Raw genomic sequence first — 20195 nt, 5'->3', positions numbered from 1 at the left:
ACGCCCCTTGGTAGGGCGCCGTCTTTCCTCACGAACCGCTGAGGCAGCGGGCCAGGGCCGGTCCGAGGCCTGACCAGTCGCCGGGGTGCAGTTCACTCTTCGCGTGCATGCCTGCAACGAGGCCGGGTGTGCTTCGTGATGCGACCAGGGCGGCCCGCACGCCCGCCTCGACGCTGTCCACGATCGGAACCGGGACCTGGTCCCGGATGCGCGCCGCCATGCCGGCCAGCCCGGCGCCTCCCAGGATCACCGAACCGGCCCCGGTGGTCCGCGCCGCATCCCGGCAAGCCTGCGCAAGCAGTGGCAGGGCCGATTGCGGGTCCGCAGCCAGGGCGGCACCGCTCGGGGCCACGGTGTGGATGCCCGCCAGCGCATCATCCAGACCCAAGCCTCGAGCCAAGCGGTCCAGCATCGGGCCCCACGCCGCGCCGCCGGTGACGACGGCGAACCGCCCGTTGTCCGACGTGCGCTGCGCCTCCCGGAAGGCCGCTTCGGCCAAGCCCGTCACCGGGCAGTCGCACACTTCGCGCAAGGCGAACAGGCCCGGGTCGCCGAAGCAGCCGATCAGCAGGCCTTGCGGTGCGGGGTGGGCGGCACGCCACTCGGCCCAGGCATCGAGCGCCGAGTGGGCAGCGATCGCGCAGGCGGCTTCGGAGGCGATGTAGGGGGCACCAAGCCGCGCAGTGCAGCCTTCCAGGCGGGCCCGCTCGCCCGCCTCCCGTCGCGCATGCTCCAGCAGAAGCGCGGTGATCGAGGCGGAGGTGTTCGGGTTGAGGACGAGAAGCGTCGGGAGCTGGGGATTCATGGCAATGGAGGAGTGGGGCCGCAAAGGGGGCCTGAGACCGAGGGCCTTTGCCAAGTATGCGGACGATTCGATCGCGGGAAGGAGCCGGTGATGCGCCGCCAAGCGCTTCACTTCGAGCGCTTTGGGCAGGGACTGTGCTGGGCAGACAGGGTTCGTGTCAGCCGCCGCCAGCGTAGCCGTTCTGCCGCCAGGCCTCGAACACCGTCACCGCGACCGCATTCGACAGGTTCAGGCTGCGCTGGCCGGGGCGCATCGGCAGGCGCACGCGCTGCGCCGGCGCGAAGCGCTCGCGCAACTGCGGCGCGAGGCCGCGCGACTCGGCGCCGAACACCATCCAGTCGCCCGGCTGCCACGCCACCTCCGAGAACGGCCGGCTGCCGTGCGTCGTGAAGGCGAACAGCCGCGCGGCGTCCGGCGCCTGGGCATCGATGAAGGCCTCCCAGCTCGCGTGGCGCTTCACGTCGGCGTACTCGTGGTAGTCGAGCCCGGCGCGGCGCATGTGCTTGTCGTCCATCGAGAAGCCGAGCGGCTCGATCAGGTGCAGCTCGCAGCCGGTGTTGGCCGCCAGGCGGATCACGTTGCCGGTGTTGGGCGGGATTTCGGGTTCGACGAGGACGATGCGGAACATGGCGGTGCAGGGGGGAAGAGGGCGGGCGCGATTATCGGCGCGCCGCCTCAGCCGGGCGGGGTGCGCGCCACCACCCAGACCTGCACGCTCGCCGCGCCGCCGCGGCGCAGCACGCGGGCGATCTCGGCCACCGTCGCGCCGGTCGTCATCACGTCGTCGACCAGCGCGACATGGCGGCCGGCGAGCCGCGGCTGCAGGCCCGGCTCCACCGCGAAGGCGCCGCGCACGTTGGCCGCGCGTTCGTCGGGGCGCAGCTCCAGCTGGTGCGCGGTGTCGCGCAGCCGCAGCAGCAGCCGCGCCTGCCCCTGCACGCCGCGCCACCCGGCGACGCGCCGCGCCAGCTCCCAGGCCTGGTTGTAGCCGCGCCCGGCGAGCCGCCGCTGCGACAGCGGCACCGGCACGACCAGGACCGCGGGCGGGGCGTCGGGCGGCAGCGCCGCCGCCAGTTGCTGCGCCAGCGGCGCCGCGAGGTCGAGCGCATCGCGGAACTTCAGTGCCGCCACGAGCCCGTCCCAGGGATAGGCGTAGTCGAACGCGGCGAAGGCGGCGTCGAAGGCGGGCGGCTCGCGCAGGCAGGCGCCGCACAGTGCGACGCCCGCCGGCACGCCGACGGCGCAGCGCCGGCAGCGCGGCCGCGGCGCACCGAAGGCCGCGGCGCAGGCGGTGCAGATGCGGCCGCGCTGCCAGGCCCGGCACACCGCGCACTGGCCCGGCAGCGCGTCGCCGATGCGGCGCAGCACCGGGCGCACGGCGTTCAGGGCTGTGGCAGCGTGCGGCCGGCGGAACATGATGGGCTCAATATACTGCGCCGCATGTCCGACGCCACCTCCAGCACCGAAGCCTCCCGAGAACTCGACACCGCCGCCGTGGAGGGCTGGCTGCGCCGGGCGGGCCGCAAGGTGCAGCCCACGCCCTGGCTGCATGCCGAGGTCGGCCGCCGCATGGCCGAGAAGCTGCCGATGATCCGCAGCCAGCCCGCGCGGGTGCTCGACTGGTGGAGCGTGCTCGGCGGCGCGCGCGAGCTGCTGCAGCAGCAGTACCCGCAGGCGCGCTTCAGCGCCTGGGAGCCGACGCCCGAGCTGGCGCGGCACAGCGCACGGGGGCCGCAGCGGCCCTGGTGGTCGCCGGCGCGCTGGAAGCGCGCGGCGCTGCCGGTGTTCGGGCCGCAGGCGCAGCCCGCCGAGGGCAGCGCCGACCTGCTGTGGGCCAACATGATGCTGCACTGGTCGCCCGATCCGCCGGCGCAGCTCGAGCAGTGGCAGCGGCTGCTCGCCGTCGACGGTTTCGTGATGTTCTCCTGCTTCGGGCCCGACACGCTGCGCGAGCTGCGCGCGCTCTATGCCGCGCGAGGCTGGGGCGCCGCGACGCCGGCCTTCATCGACATGCACGACATCGGCGACATGATGGTGCACGCCGGCTTCGCCGATCCGGTGATGGACATGGAGACGATCACGCTGAGCTGGGACAGCGCGCCGCGCCTGCTGGCCGAGCTGCGCACGCTCGGCGTCAATGCGCATCCGGGACGCCGGCCGGGCCTGCGCACGCCGCGCTGGCGAGCCCGGCTCGAGGCCGCGCTCGCCGAGGCGCCGCGCATGAGCTTCGAGATCGTCTACGGCCATGCCTTCAAGGCCGCCCCCCGCATCCGCGTCACCCCCGAAACGAGGGTCTCGCTCGGCGACATGCGCGGCATGCTGCAGGACCGCGACAAGCCGGTCCGCTAGGGTTTTCACCGAGTTGTTCGAATGGACATTGCCGTCCATTTGACATGGCGCAAACTTTGTTGCCGTTTCAATTTGAGCTAGGCTAGACTCATTCCACTTTGCGGGGGGCTTGTCGGGTGCCCAGGCACAGGACGGGTCCTGTTGCGAGGGGGCCGGAAGAGTCGCAGCATGCAGGCAAACGCCAAGCCGGGGACGCAGTCCGGCCCGGAAAGCCTGGGCCGGTTCGAGGGGGCGGGAGACGAGTGGTCGGCGCAGTGGCTGCTCAAGCGCAACTGCTCTATCGCGCCGCGCCAGTTGCTGTGCGTCTACCTGGGCCTGAGCGTGGTGTCGCTCGCGATCGCGTCCTTCTTCTGGCTGCAGGGGGCGCGGCTGGTGATGCCCTTCGCCTGGGCCGAGGTGCTGGCGCTGGGTGCGGCGCTGGTGGTGTATGCGCGGCATGCCTGCGATCGCGAGCTCATCGCGATCGCGCGGGGCAGGCTGACGGTGGAGTGGACCGTCGCGAACCACACGGAACGGGTGGAGTTCGCGGCGGCGTGGGTGAGGGTGGATCCTGGACGGGACGAGCGTTCGCTGGTCGAGCTGTCGGGCGAAGGCCGCTGCGTTGCAGTGGGCCGGCACCTGCGGCCGGCGCTGCGGCGCCGTCTGGTCGTTGAACTGCGGGCCGCGCTGCGGCAGGCGGGGGGCGCGGCCCCTGCGCCCGCCGAATCAGTCGCGGATCGCTTCTTGGACTGAAGTGGCCACGATGAACACGATGCAAGTTCTTTCGTACCGGGTCGGGCAGGCCGGCCTCGCGGCAGCCGCCGCGCTCGCGAGCACCGCCGCCTGGGCGGTCAACGACCTGCCGGGCGGGCCCGCGGTGCGGCAGGTCGACATGGCGCCGCCGGTCACGCGCATCGCGCTGGAGCAGCAGTTTCTGCACAACATGATGCTGGTGCTGTGCACGCTGATCTTCCTCGGCGTGTTCGGGGTCATGTTCTATTCGATCCTCAAGCACCGAAAGTCGCTCGGCGCCAAGCCGGCCAACTTCCACGAGAGCACCACGGTCGAGATCATCTGGACCATCATCCCCTTCCTGATCGTCATCGGCATGGCGCTGCCGGCCACGCGCGCGGTGGTGGCGATGAAGGACACCACCAACGCCGACCTCACGATCAAGGCCACCGGCTACCAGTGGAAGTGGGGCTACGACTACCTGAAGGGCGAGGGCGAGGGCCTGTCCTTCCTGTCCACGCTCGACGTCTCGCAACGCCTGATGTCCGACTCGGGCAAGCCTGATGCGGACGACTACCTGCTGCGCGTCGACAACCCGGTGGTGGTGCCGGTCAACAAGAAGATCCGCATCGTCACGACCGCCAACGACGTGATCCACGCGTGGGGGGTTCCGGCCTTCGGCGTCAAGCAGGACGCGATCCCCGGCTTCGTGCGCGACACCTGGTTCCGCGCCGAGCAGGTGGGCGACTACTACGGCCAGTGCTACGAGCTGTGCGGCAAGGAGCACGCCTACATGCCGATCCACGTCAAGGTGCTCTCGCAGGAGGACTACACGGCGTGGGTGGCGCAGCAGCAGAAACTGATGGCGGCCAAGGCGGACGACCCGACCAAGGTCTGGACGCTCGACGATCTGGTCGCGCGCGGCGAGAAGGTCTACGCCGCCAACTGCGCCGCCTGCCACCGCCCCGACGGCAAGGGGGCCGGCCCGATCAAGGCGCTCGACGGCTCGGCGCTGGTGCAGGATGCCGATTCGGCCAAGCAGATCGCGATCGTGCTCCATGGCGCGGCCAACGGCGCGATGCCGCCTTGGAAGCAGCTCAGCGACACCGAGATCGCCGCGGTGGTGACCTACACGAAGAATGCCTGGACCAACAAGACCGGCCAGCTGGTGCAGCCGGCCGACATCGCCGCGGCGCGCAAGTAAAAACGCCCGGCAAGAAGATGGCGCCGCAGCGGCGAGGGACGTGGCTGCGGCAGGAATGAGGAGGAGCCGTTCATGAGCGTTGTTCTCGATCCCCACGGCACGGCCGCGGGGCACGCCCACGACCATTCGCACGACCATCCCGAGGGCTGGCGACGCTGGGTCTTCGCCACCAACCACAAGGACATCGGCACGCTCTACCTGCTGTTCTCCTTCACGATGTTCATGGTCGGCGGCGTGCTCGCGCTGCTGATCCGCGCCGAGCTGTTCCAGCCGGGCTTGCAGGTGGTGAACCCGGAGCTGTTCAACCAGCTCACCACGATGCACGGGCTGATCATGGTGTTCGGCGCGATCATGCCGGCCTTCGTCGGCTTCGCGAACTGGATGCTGCCGCTGCAGATCGGCGCCTCCGACATGGCCTTCGCGCGCATGAACAACTTCAGCTTCTGGCTGATGATCCCCGCGGCGATCCTGCTGGTGGCCTCCTTCTTCATGCCGGGCGGGGCGCCCGCCGCCGGCTGGACGCTGTACGCGCCGCTGACGCTGCAGATGGGCCCGTCGATGGACGTGGCGATCTTCTCGATGCACCTGCTCGGCGCCTCGTCGATCATGGGCTCGATCAACATCATCGTCACGATCCTGAACATGCGCGCGCCGGGCATGACGCTGATGAAGATGCCGATGTTCGCGTGGACCTGGCTGATCACCGCCTACCTGCTGATCGCGGTGATGCCGGTGCTCGCCGGCGCCATCACGATGACGCTGACCGACCGCCACTTCGGCACCAGCTTCTTCAACCCCGCGGGCGGGGGCGATCCGATCATGTACCAGCACATCTTCTGGTTCTTCGGACACCCCGAGGTCTACATCATGATCCTGCCGGCCTTCGGCATCATCAGCCAGATCGTGCCGGCCTTCGCGAGGAAGCGCCTGTTCGGCTACACCTCGATGGTCTACGCGACCTCGTCGATCGCGATCCTGTCCTTCATCGTCTGGGCGCACCACATGTTCACCACCGGCATGCCGGTGACGGGGCAGCTGTTCTTCATGTACGCGACGATGCTGATCGCGATCCCCACCGGCGTGAAGGTGTTCAACTGGATCGCCACGATGTGGCGCGGCGCGATGACCTTCGAGACGCCGATGCTGTTCGCGGTCGGCTTCATCTTCGTCTTCACGATCGGCGGCCTCACCGGCGTGATCCTGTCGGTGGCGCCGATCGACATCCAGCTGCAGGACACCTACTACGTCGTCGCGCACTTCCACTACGTGCTCGTGGCCGGCTCGCTCTACGCGCTCTACGCCGGCTTCTACTACTGGGCGCCGAAGTGGACCGGCGTGATGTACTCCGAGGCGCGCGGCCGGATCCACTTCTGGCTGTCGCTGATCTTCTTCAACATCACCTTCTTCCCGATGCACTTCCTCGGCCTCGCGGGCATGCCGCGCCGCTATGCCGACTACCCGATGCAGTTCACCGACTTCAACACGATCGCCTCGGTGGGCGCCTTCGGCTTCGGGCTGATGCAGGTCTACTTCTTCGTCGCGATCGTGCTGCCGATGATGCGCGGCAAGGGCGAGCGCGCGCCGCAGCGTCCGTGGGAGGGGGCCGAGGGCCTGGAGTGGGAGGTGGCATCCCCCGCGCCCTTCCACACCTACGAGAATCCCCCGAAGCTCGACGCGAGCGCGACGCGCGTGGTGGGCTGAACGGGAGGACACGGAGTGCGAGCGATGAACGACCAAGAGCGCAGGAAGCGGCAGAACCTGAGGCTGGCGCTGATCCTCGCGTCGGTGGCCCTGGTGTTCTTCGTCGGCTTCATCGTGCGCATGGTGTTCTTCGGCGGCTGAGCACGGACGCCGCGACGAGCGCAGGATCGAGGCCATGGCCCGCACTCCCGACACCCGCAACCGCCGCATGTTCGGCAAGCTGCTGGTCGTGGCCGCGATGATGTTCGGCTTCGGCTACGCGCTGGTGCCGATGTACGAGGCGATCTGCGACGCGCTCGGCATCAACGTGCTGTCGCTCGCCGAGCGCCAGGTGCCGGGCATGCCGACGGGGCGGGCGGGCAACACGCAGGTCGACACCTCGCGCCGGATCGTCGTCGAGTTCGACGCCAACGCGCGCGGCCCCTGGGACTTCAAGCCGGCGGTGCGCTCGATCGAGGTGCACCCGGGCGAGATGGCCACCGTGATGTACGAGTTCCGCAACGTGCAGGACCGGCCGATGGCCGCGCAGGCGATCCCGAGCTACGCGCCCAAGCAGGCCACCGCGCACTTCAACAAGCTCGAGTGCTTCTGCTTCAACGAGTACACGCTGCAGCCGGGCGAGTCGCGCCAGTGGCCGGTGGTGTTCGTGATCGATCCGAAGCTGCCGAAGGACGTCACCACGATCACGCTGTCCTACACCTTCTTCGAGGTGGGGGGCAAGGTGCCGCCGGCGCCCAAGGGCGGTGCGGCAGGCGGCGCCGGGGGGCGGGGATGAGCGATGACCCGCACGAGCGGCGCCCCGGCAGCGGGGAGCTGCGGCAGGCGGTGCGGCGCAGGGGCTCGTTCTGGCGCAGCCTGCGCGCGGTCGCCTGGTCCTTCTTCGGCGTGAGGAAGGGCTCGGATTACGAAAGGGATGTCAGCCAGCTCAACCCGGTGCACGTGGTGATCGCGGGCATCGTGGCTGCGCTGCTGTTCGTGCTGGCGCTGGTGCTGCTGGTGCGGTGGGTGGTCGGCAGCGGCGTGGCCGCGGCCTGAAAGGTTTCGAAGGAGACAACATGTCGGCAGCGACACATCACGGGCATGCGCCCTATTACTTCGTGCCCGGGCCGTCCCGGCATCCGATCATGGCCGCGATCGGCCTGTTCTTCGTGATGCTGGGCGCGGGGCAGTGGATCAACGGCCACGGCTGGGGCGCGTACTCGCTCGCCTTCGGCCTGCTGTGGTGGGCGGTGGTGCTCTACCAGTGGTTCGCCGACTCGGTGCGCGAGAGCGAGGGCGGGCTCTACGGCGACCGCATCGACGTCTCCTACCGCTGGAGCATGGCCTGGTTCATCTTCTCTGAGGTGATGTTCTTCGCCGCCTTCTTCGGCGCGCTGTTCTGGGCGCGCACCTTCACGCTGCCGACCTTCGCGAGCCTCGACCACCAGATCCTGTGGCCGGACTTCAAGGCCGTGTGGCCGAGCCAGGCGCCGGGCATGACCGCCTCGCCGGCGGGCATCGTCGAGCCCTTCGAGACGATCGGTCCGTGGCCGATCCCGACCATCAACACCGCGCTGCTGCTGACCTCGGGCGTGACGCTGACAATCGCCCACCATGCGCTGCGCCTGGGGCACCGCGCGCGCTGCATCGCCTTCATGTGGCTGACGGTGCTGCTCGGCATCGTCTTCCTCGGCTTCCAGGCCTATGAGTACGCGCATGCCTGGAACGACCTGAACCTGAAGCTGTCGTCCGGCATCTACGGCTCGACCTTCTACCTGCTGACCGGCTTCCACGGCTTCCACGTGTTCGTCGGCATGCTGATGCTGCTGTTCATCACGCTGCGGCTGATGAAGGGCCACTTCACGCCGGAACGCCACTTCGGCTTCGAGGGCGCCGCTTGGTACTGGCACTTCGTCGACGTGGTCTGGCTCGGACTCTACGTCGCGGTGTACTGGCTCTGAGGAAGGCCGGGGCCGGTCGGTGCGTTCTTCCTCAGCGCACCACCGGCAGCCCGGTGGGCTGGATCCAGCCGAGCTTGTAGCTGACGAGGATGAAGACGAAGAGCAGGATCGAGAAGCCCACCCGCAGCGCCAGCGCCCGCACCATCCGGTTCGTGCGCGGCCTGCCGTCGCGGCCCTCCCGCATCATGTACACCAGCGCCGAGCCGAGGCTGCCGATGATCGCCAGAAAGGCCAGCGCGATGATGATCTTCATCGCCAGGATTATCCGGCGCGCTCCCGGGCCGCTCCAACATGGCTGAGGCGATGGCCCCTGCGCCGGGATGGCACCGCGTGCTGCTGCTCGCGGCCACCGTGCTCGGTGTCGCGCTCACCGGCTCGCTCGGTCGCTGGCAGCTCGACCGCGCCGCGCAGAAGGAGGCCTTGCAGGCCGCCATCGACAGCCGCGGCGGCCTCGCGCCGCTGCGGCTCGAGGCGATGTCGCCGCAGCAGGCCGCCGACCCCGCGCTGCATCACCGCAGCGCCGTCGTGCGGGGGCGCTGGCTCGAGCGGCACACCGTCTTCCTCGACAACCGCCAGATGAACGGGCGGCCCGGCTTCTACGCGGTGACGCCGCTGCAGCTCGCCGGCCGGCGCGACGCAGTGCTGGTGCAGCGCGGCTGGGCGCCGCGCGACCCGCTGGACCGCACCCGGGTGCCGGCGCTGCCGCAGGCCGGCGGCGAGGTCGAGCTGCGCGGCCGCATTGCCCCGCCGCCGTCGAAGCTCTTCGAGTTCGCGCGCTCTGGCTCCGGCGCGATCCGACAGAATCTGGAGACCGACGCGTTCGCGCAGGAGATCGGCGTTCCCTTGTGGCCGCTGACCTTCGTGCAGGAGCAGGACGCGGCGGCAGGCGGGGCCGGCGACGGCCTGCTGCGGCAATGGCCGCGCCCGGCGGTGGATGTTCACAAGCACTACGGCTACGCCTTCCAGTGGTTCGGCCTTGGTGCACTGATGGCAGGTCTGTATGTCTGGTTCCAACTCATCCGCCCCCGGCTCCGCAGGTGATTCCGGGCTCGCCAGCGAGGCGCTGAGCTTCACGATACACTCGTTGCCTCAGCCTTCGCTCGAGGACGCGCGCCGCATCCGTCACGGCCGGCTCAAGCTCCTGCTGGTGCTGCTCGTGTGCGCGGCGCCGGTCATCGCCTCCTATTTCACCTACTACGTGCTCCGCCCGCAGGGCCGCACGAACTATGGCGAGCTGATCCTGCCGACGCGCGAGCTGCCCCCGGGCCTGCTGCTGCGCGACTTGCAGGGCGGGCGCGTGCCGACCGCGGCGCTGCGGCAGCAGTGGCAGTTGGTGGTGGTGGCGGGAGGCGACTGCGACCGGCTGTGCGAGACGCAGCTCTACCTGCAGCGGCAGCTGCGCGAGACGCTCGGCAAGGACCGGGCGCGGCTCGACAAGCTGTGGCTGGTCCCGGACGATGCGGCGGTGCGGCCCGAGGTGCTGCGCTCGATCGGCGACGCCCGGGTGCTGCGCGTGCCGCGCGCCGAACTCGCCGCCTGGCTGGAGCCCGCCGCCGGGCAGGCGCTCGAAAACCATTTCTACCTCGTCGACCCGATGGGCCAATGGATGATGCGCTTTCCGGCGCAGCCCGACCCTTCCCGCATCAAGCGGGACCTGACCCGGCTGATGACCGCCTCCCGCAGCTGGGACACGGCCGGACACTGAAAGGAAGACTCTCGCGATGGCCGAACCCGCCCTGTACGACCTTGCGCCGCTCGCGCGCATGGCCCTGCTCGGCCTCGTGCTCGCGGCCGGGCCGCTGGCCTGGATCGCGCTGCGCCATCGCGGCGCCTCGCCGGTGCAGCGCCTGCAGGTGCTCACCGCGCTGACGCTGTTCCTGACCTTCGACCTGGTGCTGTTCGGCGCCTTCACGCGCCTGACCGACTCGGGCCTGGGATGCCCCGACTGGCCCGGCTGCTACGGCAGCGCGAGCCCCTGGGGCGCCCGCGAGCAGATCGGCGCCGCGCAGAGCGCGCTGCCGAGCGGACCGGTCACGCACACCAAGGCCTGGATCGAGATGACGCACCGCTACCTCGCCACCGGCGTCGGCGTGCTGATCACGGTGATGGCCGTGGCGAGCTGGCTCGAGCGCCGGCGGCTCTCGCTGTCGCCCTGGTGGGCGAGCGCGACGCTGCTGTGGGTGTGCCTGCAGGGCGCGTTCGGCGCGCTCACTGTGACGATGAAGCTCTATCCGGCGATCGTCACCGCGCACCTGCTCGGCGGCATCGGGCTGCTCGCGCTGCTCGCGCTGCAGCGCGAGGGCTACCGCGCGCGGCGGCTCGTGCTCGGGCGCGGCCTTCGCCGGGGCGTCTGGGCCGTGTTCGCGCTGCTGTGGCTGCAGATCGCGCTCGGCGGCTGGGTCAGCACCAATTACGCGGTGCTCGCCTGCCCGGACTTCCCCACCTGCCACGGCAGCTGGTGGCCCGAGGCCGACTTCGCGCGCGGTTTCACGCTGCGCCGCGAGCTCGGCCACGACGGCCAGGGCGACTACCTGCCCTTCGCGGCGCTGACCGCGATCCACCTCGTGCACCGCGCCGGCGCGCTCGTGGTGTTCGCCGCGGGCGGACTGCTCGCCTGGCGCCTGCTCGCTCGCGGCCGCACCGAGCCGGCGCTGCGCCGCTTCGGGCTCGGCCTCGCCGGCCTGCTGCTGTGGCAGCTCGCCAGCGGCGTCAGCAACGTCGTGCTCGGCTGGCCGCTGGTCGCGGCGGTCGCGCACACCGGCGGCGCTGCCGCGCTGGTGGTCCTGCTGAGCACGCTGATCGGCCGCAGCCGCGTCGCGCCCGCCCTCGCGCCCGACGCCCGCCCCGCGGGCACCCCCCTTCCATCCCGCAGCCTGGCCGGGTCGCACCCCGGACGATGATCATGGCAGCCAGCACCAGTTCCTCCCCCCCTCTCGCCGCCCCTGCGCCCTCGCGCGTGGCGCAGTTCTACGCGCTGACCAAGCCGCGCGTCGTGCAGCTGATCGTCTTCTGCGCGGTGATCGGCATGCTGCTGGCCGTGCCCGGCCTGCCCGACTGGCAGCCGGCGCTCGCCGGCACCGCCGGCATCTGGCTGGTGGCGAGCGCCGCAGCGGCCTTCAACTGCCTGGTGGAGCAGCGCATCGATGCGAAGATGCGCCGCACCGCGTGGCGCCCGACCGCCAAGGGCGAGCTGAGCAACGTGCAGACGCTCACCTTCTCGATGCTGCTCGGCGGCGCCGGCATGTGGCTGCTGCACGAGTGGGTGAACCCGCTGACGATGTGGCTGACCTTCGGCACCTTCGTGGGCTACGCGGTGATCTACACCGTCGTGCTCAAGCCGCTGACGCCGCAGAACATCGTCATCGGCGGCGCCTCCGGCGCGATGCCCCCGGTACTCGGCTGGGCCGCGGTGCGCGGCGAGGTCGGCCCCGAGGCGCTGATGCTCTTCCTCATCATCTTCCTGTGGACGCCGCCGCACTTCTGGGCGCTGGCGCTCTACCGCGCCGAGGACTACCGCAAGTCGGGCCTGCCGATGCTGCCGATCACGCACGGCGCGGAGCTGACGCGGCTGCACGTGTTCCTCTACACGCTGATGCTGCTGGCGATCACGCTGCTGCCCTTCATCTACGGCATGAGCGGCTGGCTCTACCTCGCGGCGGCGCTGGGCCTGGGCGGCTGGTTCATCGCCTACGGCTGGCGGCTGTGGCGCAACTACTCGGACGAGCTCGCCCGCGAGACCTTCCGCTTCTCGATCCTCCACCTGTCGCTGCTGTTCGCCGCGCTGCTGATCGACCACTACCTCTACGCCTGGGTGCTCTGAACACGATGAAACGACGCATGCTCCTGCTGGCACTCGGCGCCAGCGCGGCGCTCGCCGCCTGCGACCGTGGTGCCGCGCCCGGCGCCTCCTCCGGCAGCTTCAACAGCATCGACCTGACCGGCGCGTCCTACGCGCAGGACCTGCGCCTGACCGACCACAACGGCCAGGAGCGCTCGCTCGCCGACTTCCGCGGCAAGGTCGTCGTCGTGTTCTTCGGCTTCACGCAGTGCCCGGACGTCTGCCCGTCGGCGATGGCCGAGCTCGCGCAGGCCAAGCAGGCGCTCGGCCCCGACGGCGAGCGGGTGCAGGGCCTCTTCGTCACGGTCGACCCGGAGCGCGACACGCCCGAGTTGCTGAAGGCCTACATGACGAACTTCGACCCGTCCTTCCTCGCGCTGCGCGGCACGCCGGAGCAGACCGCGGCGGTGGCGAAGGACTTCAAGGTCTACTACAAGAAGGTGCCCGGCAAGAGCGAGGGCAGCTACACGATGGACCACACCGCCGGGATCTACGTCTACGACACCAGCGGCCGGCTGCGCCTGTACGGCCGCCACAACATGGGCCCGCAGGCGCTCGCGGCCGACCTGCGCCAGCTGCTCAGCGCCTGAGCCGCAGGGCCCAGAGGCGCCCGCACCAAAGAGAAACGGCCCCGAAGGGGCCGTTTCGTTTTCACGAGCGATGCGCGTGCAGCTTCAGGCGTATTCCGCCAGCGCCTTGCGCATCTTCTTCATCGCCGCGACCTCGATCTGGCGGATGCGCTCGGCACTCACGCCGTACTCGGCCGCCAGCTCGTGCAGCGTCATGCCGCCGCTGCCGTCGTCGTTGACCTTCAGCCAGCGCTCCTCGACGATGCGGCGGCTGCGCGGGTCGAGGCTGTCGAGCGCCTCGCCGATGCCGTGGCTCGTCAGCAGGTCGCGGCGCTGCGACTCGATGACCCGCGTCGGCTCGTGCGACTCGTCGGCCAGGTAGGCGATCGGCGCGTAGCTCTCCTCGCCGCCGTCGTCCGGCGTCGGCTCCAGCGCCACGTCGCCGCCCGACAGGCGCGTCTCCATCTCGATGACGTCCTCGCGCTTGACCTTCAGGTGGTCCGCCACCACGTCGATCTCGTGGTCGGTGAGCGTCGAGCGGTGCGCGTCCGCGTCGGGCGCCTCCTCCTTCAGGTTCTGCTTCATCGAGCGCAGGTTGAAGAAGAGCTTGCGCTGCGCCTTGGTCGTCGCGACCTTCACCATGCGCCAGTTGCGCAGGATGTACTCGTGGATCTCGGCCTTGATCCAGTGCAGCGCATAGCTCACCAGCCGCACGCCCTGCTCGGGGTCGAAGCGCTTGACGGCCTTCATCAGGCCGACGTTGCCCTCCTGAATCAGGTCGCCCTGCGGCAGGCCGTAACCCAGGTACTGTCGCGACACTGACACCACCAGTCGCAGGTGCGACAGCACCAGGCGGCCGGCCGCCGCGAGGTCGTTCTCCTTGCGCCACCGGCGCGCCAGCGAAACCTCCTCGTCGGCGCTGAGCAGCGGGATGCGGTTGACCGCGCTGATGTAGGCGTCCAGGTTGCCGAGCGAGGGCACCAGGGCCCAGGGGTCACGCAGGGTCAGGGCTCCAGTAGAAGTGTTCGCAGTGTTCATGGTAGTCATAGACCGGCGTACGCTCCTTTCGTTCCGTTCATGTTAGCACTCGGGTCGCCGGAGTGCTAAAGCCGGCCGGAGATGGAACGGCTCTGCCGGGGCCGATCGTTGCGGCCCGGACCCGGCAGGTCCGCCCCGCTCCCGGGGCCGGCGCCTTCCGCGGGCGCTCAGCGGTGGCGGCTCAGTTGCACGCTGGCGAGCGGCTCGCGGTCGAGCGAGTTCGGCGCGTCGAGGTTCGCGTCCTCGTACACGCCCACGCCGAGCCGGTCGACCAGTTCGCCGCCGAGCCAGGCCGTCACCAGCGACAGCGCCGCGCCGGCGAAGGACAGCACGAGGGCGAGCATCCCCGGTGTGCCGGGAGGCTCGGGGCGCAGCAGCCAGCTGCCGAGGAAGAGCAGCGTCATCACCAGATTGCCGATCCCGTGCAGCGCGCCGATGCGCTTGGCACGCGTGCCCCGGGGAATGTGCATCCAGTCGAGCGTGCCGAAGGGCGAGGCCACCGCGGCCCCGATCAGGCCGGCCAGCACGAGCCAGTAGGCGACGCCGGCCATCTCGGCGCTGCCGCCGATCAGGTGGATGATGTCGAAGATCACCGCCGTGGCGAGCAGCCCGAGCGGGAAAGCGATGAGCATCTGGTGGACCGGGTGGCCCAGCAGCTGGACGCGGCTTTTCATCGTGCGCCTCCTTTCGCAAGAAAGCCCCGGACTGGGGATGCCGGGATTCCCTGGAACAGGCAAACGGCGCGCCTTGAAGGGTGGGCGTGAGCCGCGTCGCGACGAATCGGGAGCGGGCGGCGGGCAGCCGGGCCGCAGTGCCGCCCGCCGCGCCTGCCCTGCGCTGGAGATCTTCTAGCGGATGAACTTGCCGCCTCGCGCCACCATCGTGAGCTCCACGAAACGGCTCGCGCCGCGTCCCGGCTCGCTGAAATTGATCTCGAAGCCGCCGAGATCCACCTTCTTCATGTTCCAGACGCTGTCGATGAAGGCGGTGCGGGTCAGGTTGCGGCCGGTGAGCTTCAGCGCCTCGATGAACACGCGCGCGTTGATGTAGCCCTCCAGCGCGACATGCGAGGGGGGCAGCGCGGTGCCGAGGGCGCGCCAGTCCTGGAGGAAGTCATGGACCACCGGACGGACCGGATTGGTGGGCATCGGCACGATCTGCGACACCGTCAGCCCCGTCGCGTCGTCGCCGAGCGCGGTCACCGTCGCCGCCGAACCCATCACGGACAGCGCGTAGAGGGGTAGCCCGGGCTTGGCCGCCCGCAGCGTCCGGATCGCCGGTGCCACCGGCTTGCCCGCGAGCGCCAGCACCACGGCTTCCGGGTCGTCGCTCAGCACCTTGCGGGTGGAGGAGTCGGCATCGGAGCCGTCGTTCTCGATCGTGGCGAAGGATACGGGCGAGAGCTTGCGCTTGGCCAGCGAGTCCTTGACGCCCTCGAACACCTCCATGCCGAAGGAGTTGCGCTGGTAGAGCACCGCGATGCGGCGCATGCCGAGCGTGAGATGCGCCACGAGTTGCTCCGCCTCCTCCGGATAGCTGGCGCGCACGTTGAAGACGTTGCGCATGTCCTTGGGCCGTGCCAGCATCGCGCCGGTGAAGGGGGCGAAATAGGGGATGCCCGAGGCACGCACCAGCGGCAGGCTGGCCTCGACCATCGGCGTGCCGAAGCAGTTGATGAGCGCGAAGATGCCCGGGTCGGCGATGAAGGCCTCGACATTCGCCGCCGCCCGCCTGGCGTCGTAGCCGTCGTCGCGTGCGACGAGCTCGATCTTCATGCCGTTGATGCCGCCCTTGGCATTGAGCGCGGCGAAGCAGGCCTTGGCGCCCTCGTGGTTCGCGAGGCCGAGCTCGCTCTGGGGGCCGGTCAGCGCGGTCGACTGGCCGAGACGAAGGGTGTCGCGTGCCTGGGCCCACCCGCTCCCCGCTGCGAGGCCGAGCCCCACGGCGGCCGAGACCTGGAGGAAACGGCGTCTCTCGCCCGACGGGAACTCCGGTTCCGGCGAGACGGAAAGGGGGGGGCAATGCTGGGCCTTCATGATGCAGCTCCTCGATTTCTAGTGGCCCGCGACCGCGGGGGCAAAAGGAATGCTACAAAACGTTAAATCGACCATTTGTCGCCTGGGCGACAATCCAAGGGTCCTCCCGTAGCCCCTCTTGCAGCGTGGTTAATGTGGGTCAAACGCGCGGCTTCGCCTGGGGCGGGGAAGGCATCGGGGGACGTGGCGGGGGGGAGGCGCGCCGGAGGAAGGGCCCGGCGTCCCGCAAGGCGGGGAGGCCGGGCCCGGCGGGCGAGTGCGCGACCGGACGCCAGGCGGGCCGTGTCCGGTCCGCAGGGACAGGTTCAGCGCACGAGCTTGCCGCCGCGTGCGAGCATCGTCAACTCGATGAAGCGACTTGCGCTGCTGCCCGGCTCGTTGAAGCTCACCGTGAACCCGCCGAGGTCGAGTTGCTTGAGGCTCCAGACGCTGTCGATCAGCGCCGCACGCGTCGGCTGCCGTCCCGCCCGCCGCAGCGCCTCCGCGAACACCTTGGCGTTGATGTAGCCCTCGAGCGCCGTGTGCGAGGGCGGCAGAGCAGTGCCGGACGCACGCCAGGCTTCCATGAACTCGCGCGCGATCAGGATGGTGGGATTGGTCGGCTGCGGCACGATCTGCGATACGGTCATTCCCACGCCCTCGTCGCCCAACGCGTTGAGCGTCGACGAGGCACCCATGACCGACAGCGCGTACAGCGGCACGCCGCGTCGCAATGCCCTGATGCTCCTGACGGTCAGCAGCGTCGGCCTGCCGGCGAGGCCGAGCAGGATGGCCTCGGGTTCCACGGTGACGACCTTGCGCGCTGCCGCGTCCGCATCGTCGCCCGAACTCTCGACGGTGGCGGAGGCCACGGTGCTCAGCTTGCGCTTGGCCAGCGCGGCTTCGGCGCCGGCGAACACCTCCCTGCCGAAGGCATTGTTCTGGTAGATGACCGCGATCCGCCGGATGCCGATCGTCGTCAGGTGCTGAACCAATTGCTCCGCCTCCTCGGGATAGCTTGCGCGGACATTGAAAATGTTTCGCATGTCCTTGGGGCGCGCCAGCAAGGCCCCGGTGTACGGCGTGAAGAAGGGGATGCCGGACGAGCGCAGCATCGGCAGGCAGGCCTCGACGATGGGCGTGCCGAAACAGTTGAACAGCGCGAGGATGGAGGGGTCCGCCAGGAAGCCCTGCACGTTCTCCACCGCCTTCGGCGCCTCGTAGGCATCGTCCTTCGTGACGAGTTCGATCTGTGCTCCGTTGATGCCACCGCGGGCATTGATCGCCGCGAAACAGGCCCTCGCACCTTCCATGTTCGCTTGGCCAAGTTCCGAGAGCGGGCCGCTCAGGCAGGTGGTCTGCCCCAGCCGGATGGTGGAGCCGCTCTGGGCCCAGACCGCGGGGGCGGCGAGGCCGAGGCCGAGCGTGGCGGAGGCTTTCAGGAAATCGCGCCGGGGGGCGGAAGTGGTGGGCTCCCTGTCGGCCGGGCAGGAAGAGGGGCGACGCGTGCCAGCCATTTGCAGTTCCTTTCTCGTGGACCCGTCGAGACGCGGGCACGGAGGATGCTAATGGATGTTACTGGCCGTAAATATCCTCGAAGCGACAAACTCAGGGTCCCCCATATCAGGGTTTTCCCCTGCTTTCCGGTGTGAGGAGTTTCCGTTTTTCCACATGTCGATAAGGGCGTGGCGGGCAGGGAAATGTCCCTTTCCCTTCGCCTTTCGAAACGTGCCGGCGGCCGGATTGTGTTTCCCGCCGCCAGGGCGGCCGGCCGCTGGAGGCGGCGCTCAGGCGCAACGGGCGGCCAGGGCGCCGAGCCGCTGGGAAATCTGGCGTGCGCAGGCCTTGAGCACCTGTGCCAGGACCCCGTCGGCACGGGTGTCGAAGATGCCCGAGGGGCCGATCACGGTCAGTGCCAGCACGACCGAGCCGCTGTAGTCGAACACGGGCACCGACATCGCGCAGATGCCCGGCACCAGCCGGTCGATCGCGATGCTCACCCCCTGCGTGCGCACGCGGGCGAGCTGCTGCTGGAACGCCTCCCATTCCGGCAGCGGCGGCAGCTTGACGGTGGAGCCCAGGGCCATCGGCGCGTCCCTCCAGGGGTTGGCGCGCTCCCGGGCCAGTTCGCCGTCGAACAGCGCCTTCACCTGCTCGGGCGGCTTGTAGGCCGCCAGCAACTGGCCGGAGGCGGTGTCGACGATCGACATCACCGTGCCGTGGCGCATGTTCACGTGCACCGGCGTGATCGCCTCCTCGGTGCGCACGATGGTCGGCCCGTGCGTGCCCCACAGCGCGATCGCCACCGTGTGCCCGGTGTCGCGGCACAGCTGCGTCATCAGTGGCGTGGCTACGCGCACCGGGTCGTGCTGCTGCAGGCTGATGAGCCCGAGCTGCAGCGCGAGCGGGCCCAGGCCGTAATGCCCGCTCGTCGCATCCTGCTCGATCAGCCCGAGCTTGCAGAAGCTCACCAGGTAGGGATGCGCCTTCGGCGGCGACATGCCGGCCTCGCGCGCCAAGTCCTTCAGCGGCATCGGCCGCCCGACATGGGCGAGCGCGCGCAGCAGCAGTCCGCCCACTTCCACGCTCTGGATGCCGCGTCTGTTCCGCTCGCCGCGGGCCTCTTCCGAACGGGACTCGTCCTCGGGACTAATGGAAATCCCTAGGCGGCTAGCATTAGACATAGTTGAATGTGTTAACTAACATCAAGCCCACGTTCAGCAAAGCCGAATGGCTTCCGGTTAGTTTAATCTGGCTCAAGGGGAAATGGACGTCAATCGATCCTCCCCAGGCTTTGCGAGCCCTTCCCGTGCGATGCAAGAGCAGACCACGGCTCCCCCGAATCAGGAGACTTTCGTGAAGAAAACCCTCAAGCTGGCCCTGACGGCCACGGTTCTCGCGGCCGCCGCCGCCTCGGCAGGCGCCCAGGAAGTGACGCTGAAGTTCCACCACATCTGGACGCCGAACGCGATGGTGCCGCAGAAGGTCATCGAGCCCTGGTGCGCGAAGATCGCCGCGGAGTCCAACAACCGCATGAAGTGCCAGCTGTTCCCGTCGATGCAGCTCGGCGGCACGCCGGCGCAGCTGATCGACCAGGTCAAGGACGGCGTGGTTGACCTCACGATCACGCTGCCGGGCTACACCGCCGGGCGCTTCCCCGTCATGGAGGTGTTCGAGCTGCCCTTCATGACGAGCTCCGCCGAGGCCGGCGCCAAGGCGGCCTGGGACTTCTACACCAAGTACGGCCAGAAGGAATTCGCGAGCGTGAAGCCGCTGTTCTTCTCGGTGCACGACGAGGGCTACCTGCACACGCGCGCCAAGCAGGTCAAGACGATGGAGGACCTGCGCGGCATGAAATTCCGCGCGCCGACGCGCATGACCAACAAGCTGCTGGCCTCGCTCGGCGCCACGCCCGTGGCGATGCCGCTGCCGGCGGTGCCCGAGGCGGTGAGCAAGGGCGTGATCGACGGCTTCCTGCTGCCCTGGGAGGTGTTCCCGGCGCTGAAGCTGCACGAGATGGTCAAGCACCACACGCTGACGCCCGAGGGCAGCCAGGCGCTCTACACCTCGGTGTTCGTGATGGCGATGAACCCGGCCAAGTACAACAGCCTGCCCGCGGATCTGAAGGCGGTGATCGACCGCAACAGCGGCGCGAGCCTGTCGGCGATGGCCGGCCGGGCCTGGGACGAGAGCCAGGAAACGGGGCGCAAGGCGGCCGAGGGGCGCGGCAACACCTTCCACACGCTGCCGGACACCGAGATCGATCGCTGGAAGAAGGCCTCGGCCGGCCTGTACGACGAGTACGTGGCCAACATGGACAAGCTCGGTCAGCCCGGCAAGCAGATGCTGCAGGAAGCCCGCGACCTGCTCGTGAAGCACGGCACCGGCAAGTGACGACCTGAGATCCGGGCCGGCTCCGCTCCCCGAGCGGGGCCCGTCGCGGACGATCCTCTCCGCCCCCTGGCCCAGCGTCGCGGGGCGGTTGTTTTCGTGGCGTGCCGCCGTCGGTGCACGCCTGGGAGATC

Annotated in this window: 23 protein-coding genes; 14 read left to right on the top strand and 9 right to left on the bottom strand. The window is 69.6% G+C overall.

The features are described 5' to 3' along the window. Window positions 1-28: 28 nt before the first annotated feature. The 3 genes from D3A59_RS04965 to D3A59_RS04955 all read right to left on the bottom strand — a co-directional run bounded on the left by D3A59_RS04965 (window position 29) and on the right by D3A59_RS04955 (window position 2221). The gene (locus D3A59_RS04965; RefSeq protein ID WP_119153938.1) at window positions 29-805 is read right to left on the bottom strand and encodes an aspartate/glutamate racemase family protein; all 777 of its coding nucleotides are present in this window, start codon (window positions 803-805) and stop codon (window positions 29-31) included. Window positions 806-962: 157 nt separating this feature from the next. After that, window positions 963-1433, bottom strand: coding sequence for a tRNA (uridine(34)/cytosine(34)/5-carboxymethylaminomethyluridine(34)-2'-O)-methyltransferase TrmL (gene trmL, locus D3A59_RS04960; RefSeq protein ID WP_119153788.1), 471 nt, complete (start codon window positions 1431-1433; stop codon window positions 963-965). A gap of 47 nt (window positions 1434-1480) precedes the next feature. Then, window positions 1481-2221 (bottom strand): ComF family protein, encoded by a 741-nt coding sequence (locus D3A59_RS04955; protein WP_119153787.1) that lies wholly within the window; start codon window positions 2219-2221, stop codon window positions 1481-1483. Between the two features lie 24 nt (window positions 2222-2245). Here D3A59_RS04955 and D3A59_RS04950 point away from each other — a divergent pair, with 24 nt between their 5' ends. The 8 genes from D3A59_RS04950 to D3A59_RS04920 all read left to right on the top strand — a co-directional run bounded on the left by D3A59_RS04950 (window position 2246) and on the right by D3A59_RS04920 (window position 8710). After that, window positions 2246-3154, top strand: coding sequence for a methyltransferase domain-containing protein (locus D3A59_RS04950; RefSeq protein ID WP_119153786.1), 909 nt, complete (start codon window positions 2246-2248; stop codon window positions 3152-3154). Window positions 3155-3322: 168 nt separating this feature from the next. Continuing rightward, complete coding sequence (locus tag D3A59_RS04945) at window positions 3323-3886, top strand: DUF2244 domain-containing protein (RefSeq protein WP_119153785.1); 564 nt, start codon at window positions 3323-3325, stop codon at window positions 3884-3886. 19 nt (window positions 3887-3905) lie between these two features. Further along, the gene (gene coxB / locus D3A59_RS04940) at window positions 3906-5069 is read left to right on the top strand and encodes a cytochrome c oxidase subunit II (RefSeq protein WP_119153937.1); all 1164 of its coding nucleotides are present in this window, start codon (window positions 3906-3908) and stop codon (window positions 5067-5069) included. Between the two features lie 72 nt (window positions 5070-5141). Beyond that, window positions 5142-6770 carry a cytochrome c oxidase subunit I gene (gene ctaD / locus D3A59_RS04935; protein ID WP_119153784.1) on the top strand — a complete coding sequence of 543 codons (1629 nt, stop codon included), beginning with the start codon at window positions 5142-5144 and terminating at the stop codon, window positions 6768-6770. A gap of 24 nt (window positions 6771-6794) precedes the next feature. Beyond that, window positions 6795-6911 carry a cytochrome oxidase small assembly protein gene (locus tag D3A59_RS26245; RefSeq protein WP_240635945.1) on the top strand — a complete coding sequence of 39 codons (117 nt, stop codon included), beginning with the start codon at window positions 6795-6797 and terminating at the stop codon, window positions 6909-6911. Window positions 6912-6945: 34 nt separating this feature from the next. Next, on the top strand, window positions 6946-7545 hold the full coding sequence (locus D3A59_RS04930; RefSeq protein WP_119153783.1) for a cytochrome c oxidase assembly protein: 600 nt from the start codon (window positions 6946-6948) through the stop codon (window positions 7543-7545). Beyond that, a complete protein-coding gene (locus D3A59_RS04925; RefSeq protein WP_119153782.1) occupies window positions 7542-7805 on the top strand; it encodes a DUF2970 domain-containing protein in 264 nt (87 codons plus the stop codon). The genes D3A59_RS04930 and D3A59_RS04925 overlap by 4 nt, the downstream gene beginning before the upstream one ends. 20 nt (window positions 7806-7825) lie before the next feature. Further along, window positions 7826-8710 carry a cytochrome c oxidase subunit 3 gene (locus D3A59_RS04920; RefSeq protein WP_119153781.1) on the top strand — a complete coding sequence of 295 codons (885 nt, stop codon included), beginning with the start codon at window positions 7826-7828 and terminating at the stop codon, window positions 8708-8710. Window positions 8711-8741: 31 nt separating this feature from the next. Here the strand turns inward: D3A59_RS04920 and D3A59_RS04915 are convergent, their stop codons facing one another. Continuing rightward, window positions 8742-8963 (bottom strand): twin transmembrane helix small protein, encoded by a 222-nt coding sequence (locus D3A59_RS04915; RefSeq protein WP_205665118.1) that lies wholly within the window; start codon window positions 8961-8963, stop codon window positions 8742-8744. 38 nt (window positions 8964-9001) lie between these two features. Between D3A59_RS04915 and D3A59_RS04910 the strand changes: the two genes are divergently transcribed. Genes D3A59_RS04910 through D3A59_RS04890 form a run of 5 tightly spaced genes read left to right on the top strand, consistent with a single transcriptional unit; the run spans window position 9002 to window position 13138 of the window. Then, window positions 9002-9751, top strand: coding sequence for an SURF1 family protein (locus D3A59_RS04910; protein WP_240635944.1), 750 nt, complete (start codon window positions 9002-9004; stop codon window positions 9749-9751). A gap of 43 nt (window positions 9752-9794) precedes the next feature. After that, window positions 9795-10415: an SCO family protein gene (locus D3A59_RS04905; protein ID WP_336470403.1), complete on the top strand. Its 621-nt coding sequence runs from the start codon at window positions 9795-9797 to the stop codon at window positions 10413-10415. A 16-nt stretch (window positions 10416-10431) separates the two neighbouring features. Further along, complete coding sequence (locus D3A59_RS04900; protein ID WP_119153778.1) at window positions 10432-11610, top strand: COX15/CtaA family protein; 1179 nt, start codon at window positions 10432-10434, stop codon at window positions 11608-11610. 2 nt (window positions 11611-11612) lie between these two features. Further along, window positions 11613-12530, top strand: coding sequence for a heme o synthase (gene cyoE / locus D3A59_RS04895; protein WP_119153777.1), 918 nt, complete (start codon window positions 11613-11615; stop codon window positions 12528-12530). 17 nt (window positions 12531-12547) lie between these two features. Beyond that, a complete protein-coding gene (locus D3A59_RS04890; protein ID WP_240635943.1) occupies window positions 12548-13138 on the top strand; it encodes an SCO family protein in 591 nt (196 codons plus the stop codon). 84 nt (window positions 13139-13222) lie between these two features. On the opposite strand, the gene rpoH is transcribed toward D3A59_RS04890, so the two are convergent. The 5 genes from rpoH to D3A59_RS04865 all read right to left on the bottom strand — a co-directional run bounded on the left by rpoH (window position 13223) and on the right by D3A59_RS04865 (window position 18755). Next, window positions 13223-14155 (bottom strand): RNA polymerase sigma factor RpoH, encoded by a 933-nt coding sequence (gene rpoH, locus D3A59_RS04885; protein WP_119153775.1) that lies wholly within the window; start codon window positions 14153-14155, stop codon window positions 13223-13225. 167 nt (window positions 14156-14322) lie between these two features. After that, window positions 14323-14829: a DUF2231 domain-containing protein gene (locus D3A59_RS04880; RefSeq protein ID WP_119153774.1), complete on the bottom strand. Its 507-nt coding sequence runs from the start codon at window positions 14827-14829 to the stop codon at window positions 14323-14325. A 174-nt stretch (window positions 14830-15003) separates the two neighbouring features. Continuing rightward, entirely contained in the window at window positions 15004-16191 is a 1188-nt protein-coding gene (locus D3A59_RS04875) for an ABC transporter substrate-binding protein (protein ID WP_119153773.1), read from the bottom strand. A gap of 305 nt (window positions 16192-16496) precedes the next feature. Further along, entirely contained in the window at window positions 16497-17687 is a 1191-nt protein-coding gene (locus D3A59_RS04870; RefSeq protein WP_119153772.1) for an ABC transporter substrate-binding protein, read from the bottom strand. Between the two features lie 270 nt (window positions 17688-17957). Next, window positions 17958-18755, bottom strand: coding sequence for an IclR family transcriptional regulator (locus tag D3A59_RS04865; RefSeq protein WP_240635942.1), 798 nt, complete (start codon window positions 18753-18755; stop codon window positions 17958-17960). A gap of 271 nt (window positions 18756-19026) precedes the next feature. On the opposite strand from D3A59_RS04865, the gene D3A59_RS04860 reads away from it, so the two are divergent. Further along, entirely contained in the window at window positions 19027-20064 is a 1038-nt protein-coding gene (locus D3A59_RS04860; RefSeq protein WP_240635941.1) for a TRAP transporter substrate-binding protein, read from the top strand. Window positions 20065-20195 lie beyond the last annotated feature (131 nt).

The organism is Caldimonas tepidiphila (genome assembly GCF_003569765.1).
GTDB classification, from domain to species: domain Bacteria; phylum Pseudomonadota; class Gammaproteobacteria; order Burkholderiales; family Burkholderiaceae_C; genus Caldimonas; species Caldimonas tepidiphila.
Note: the sequence above shows the minus strand (reverse complement) of the source record. Positions and strands in the feature narration are given on the sequence as shown.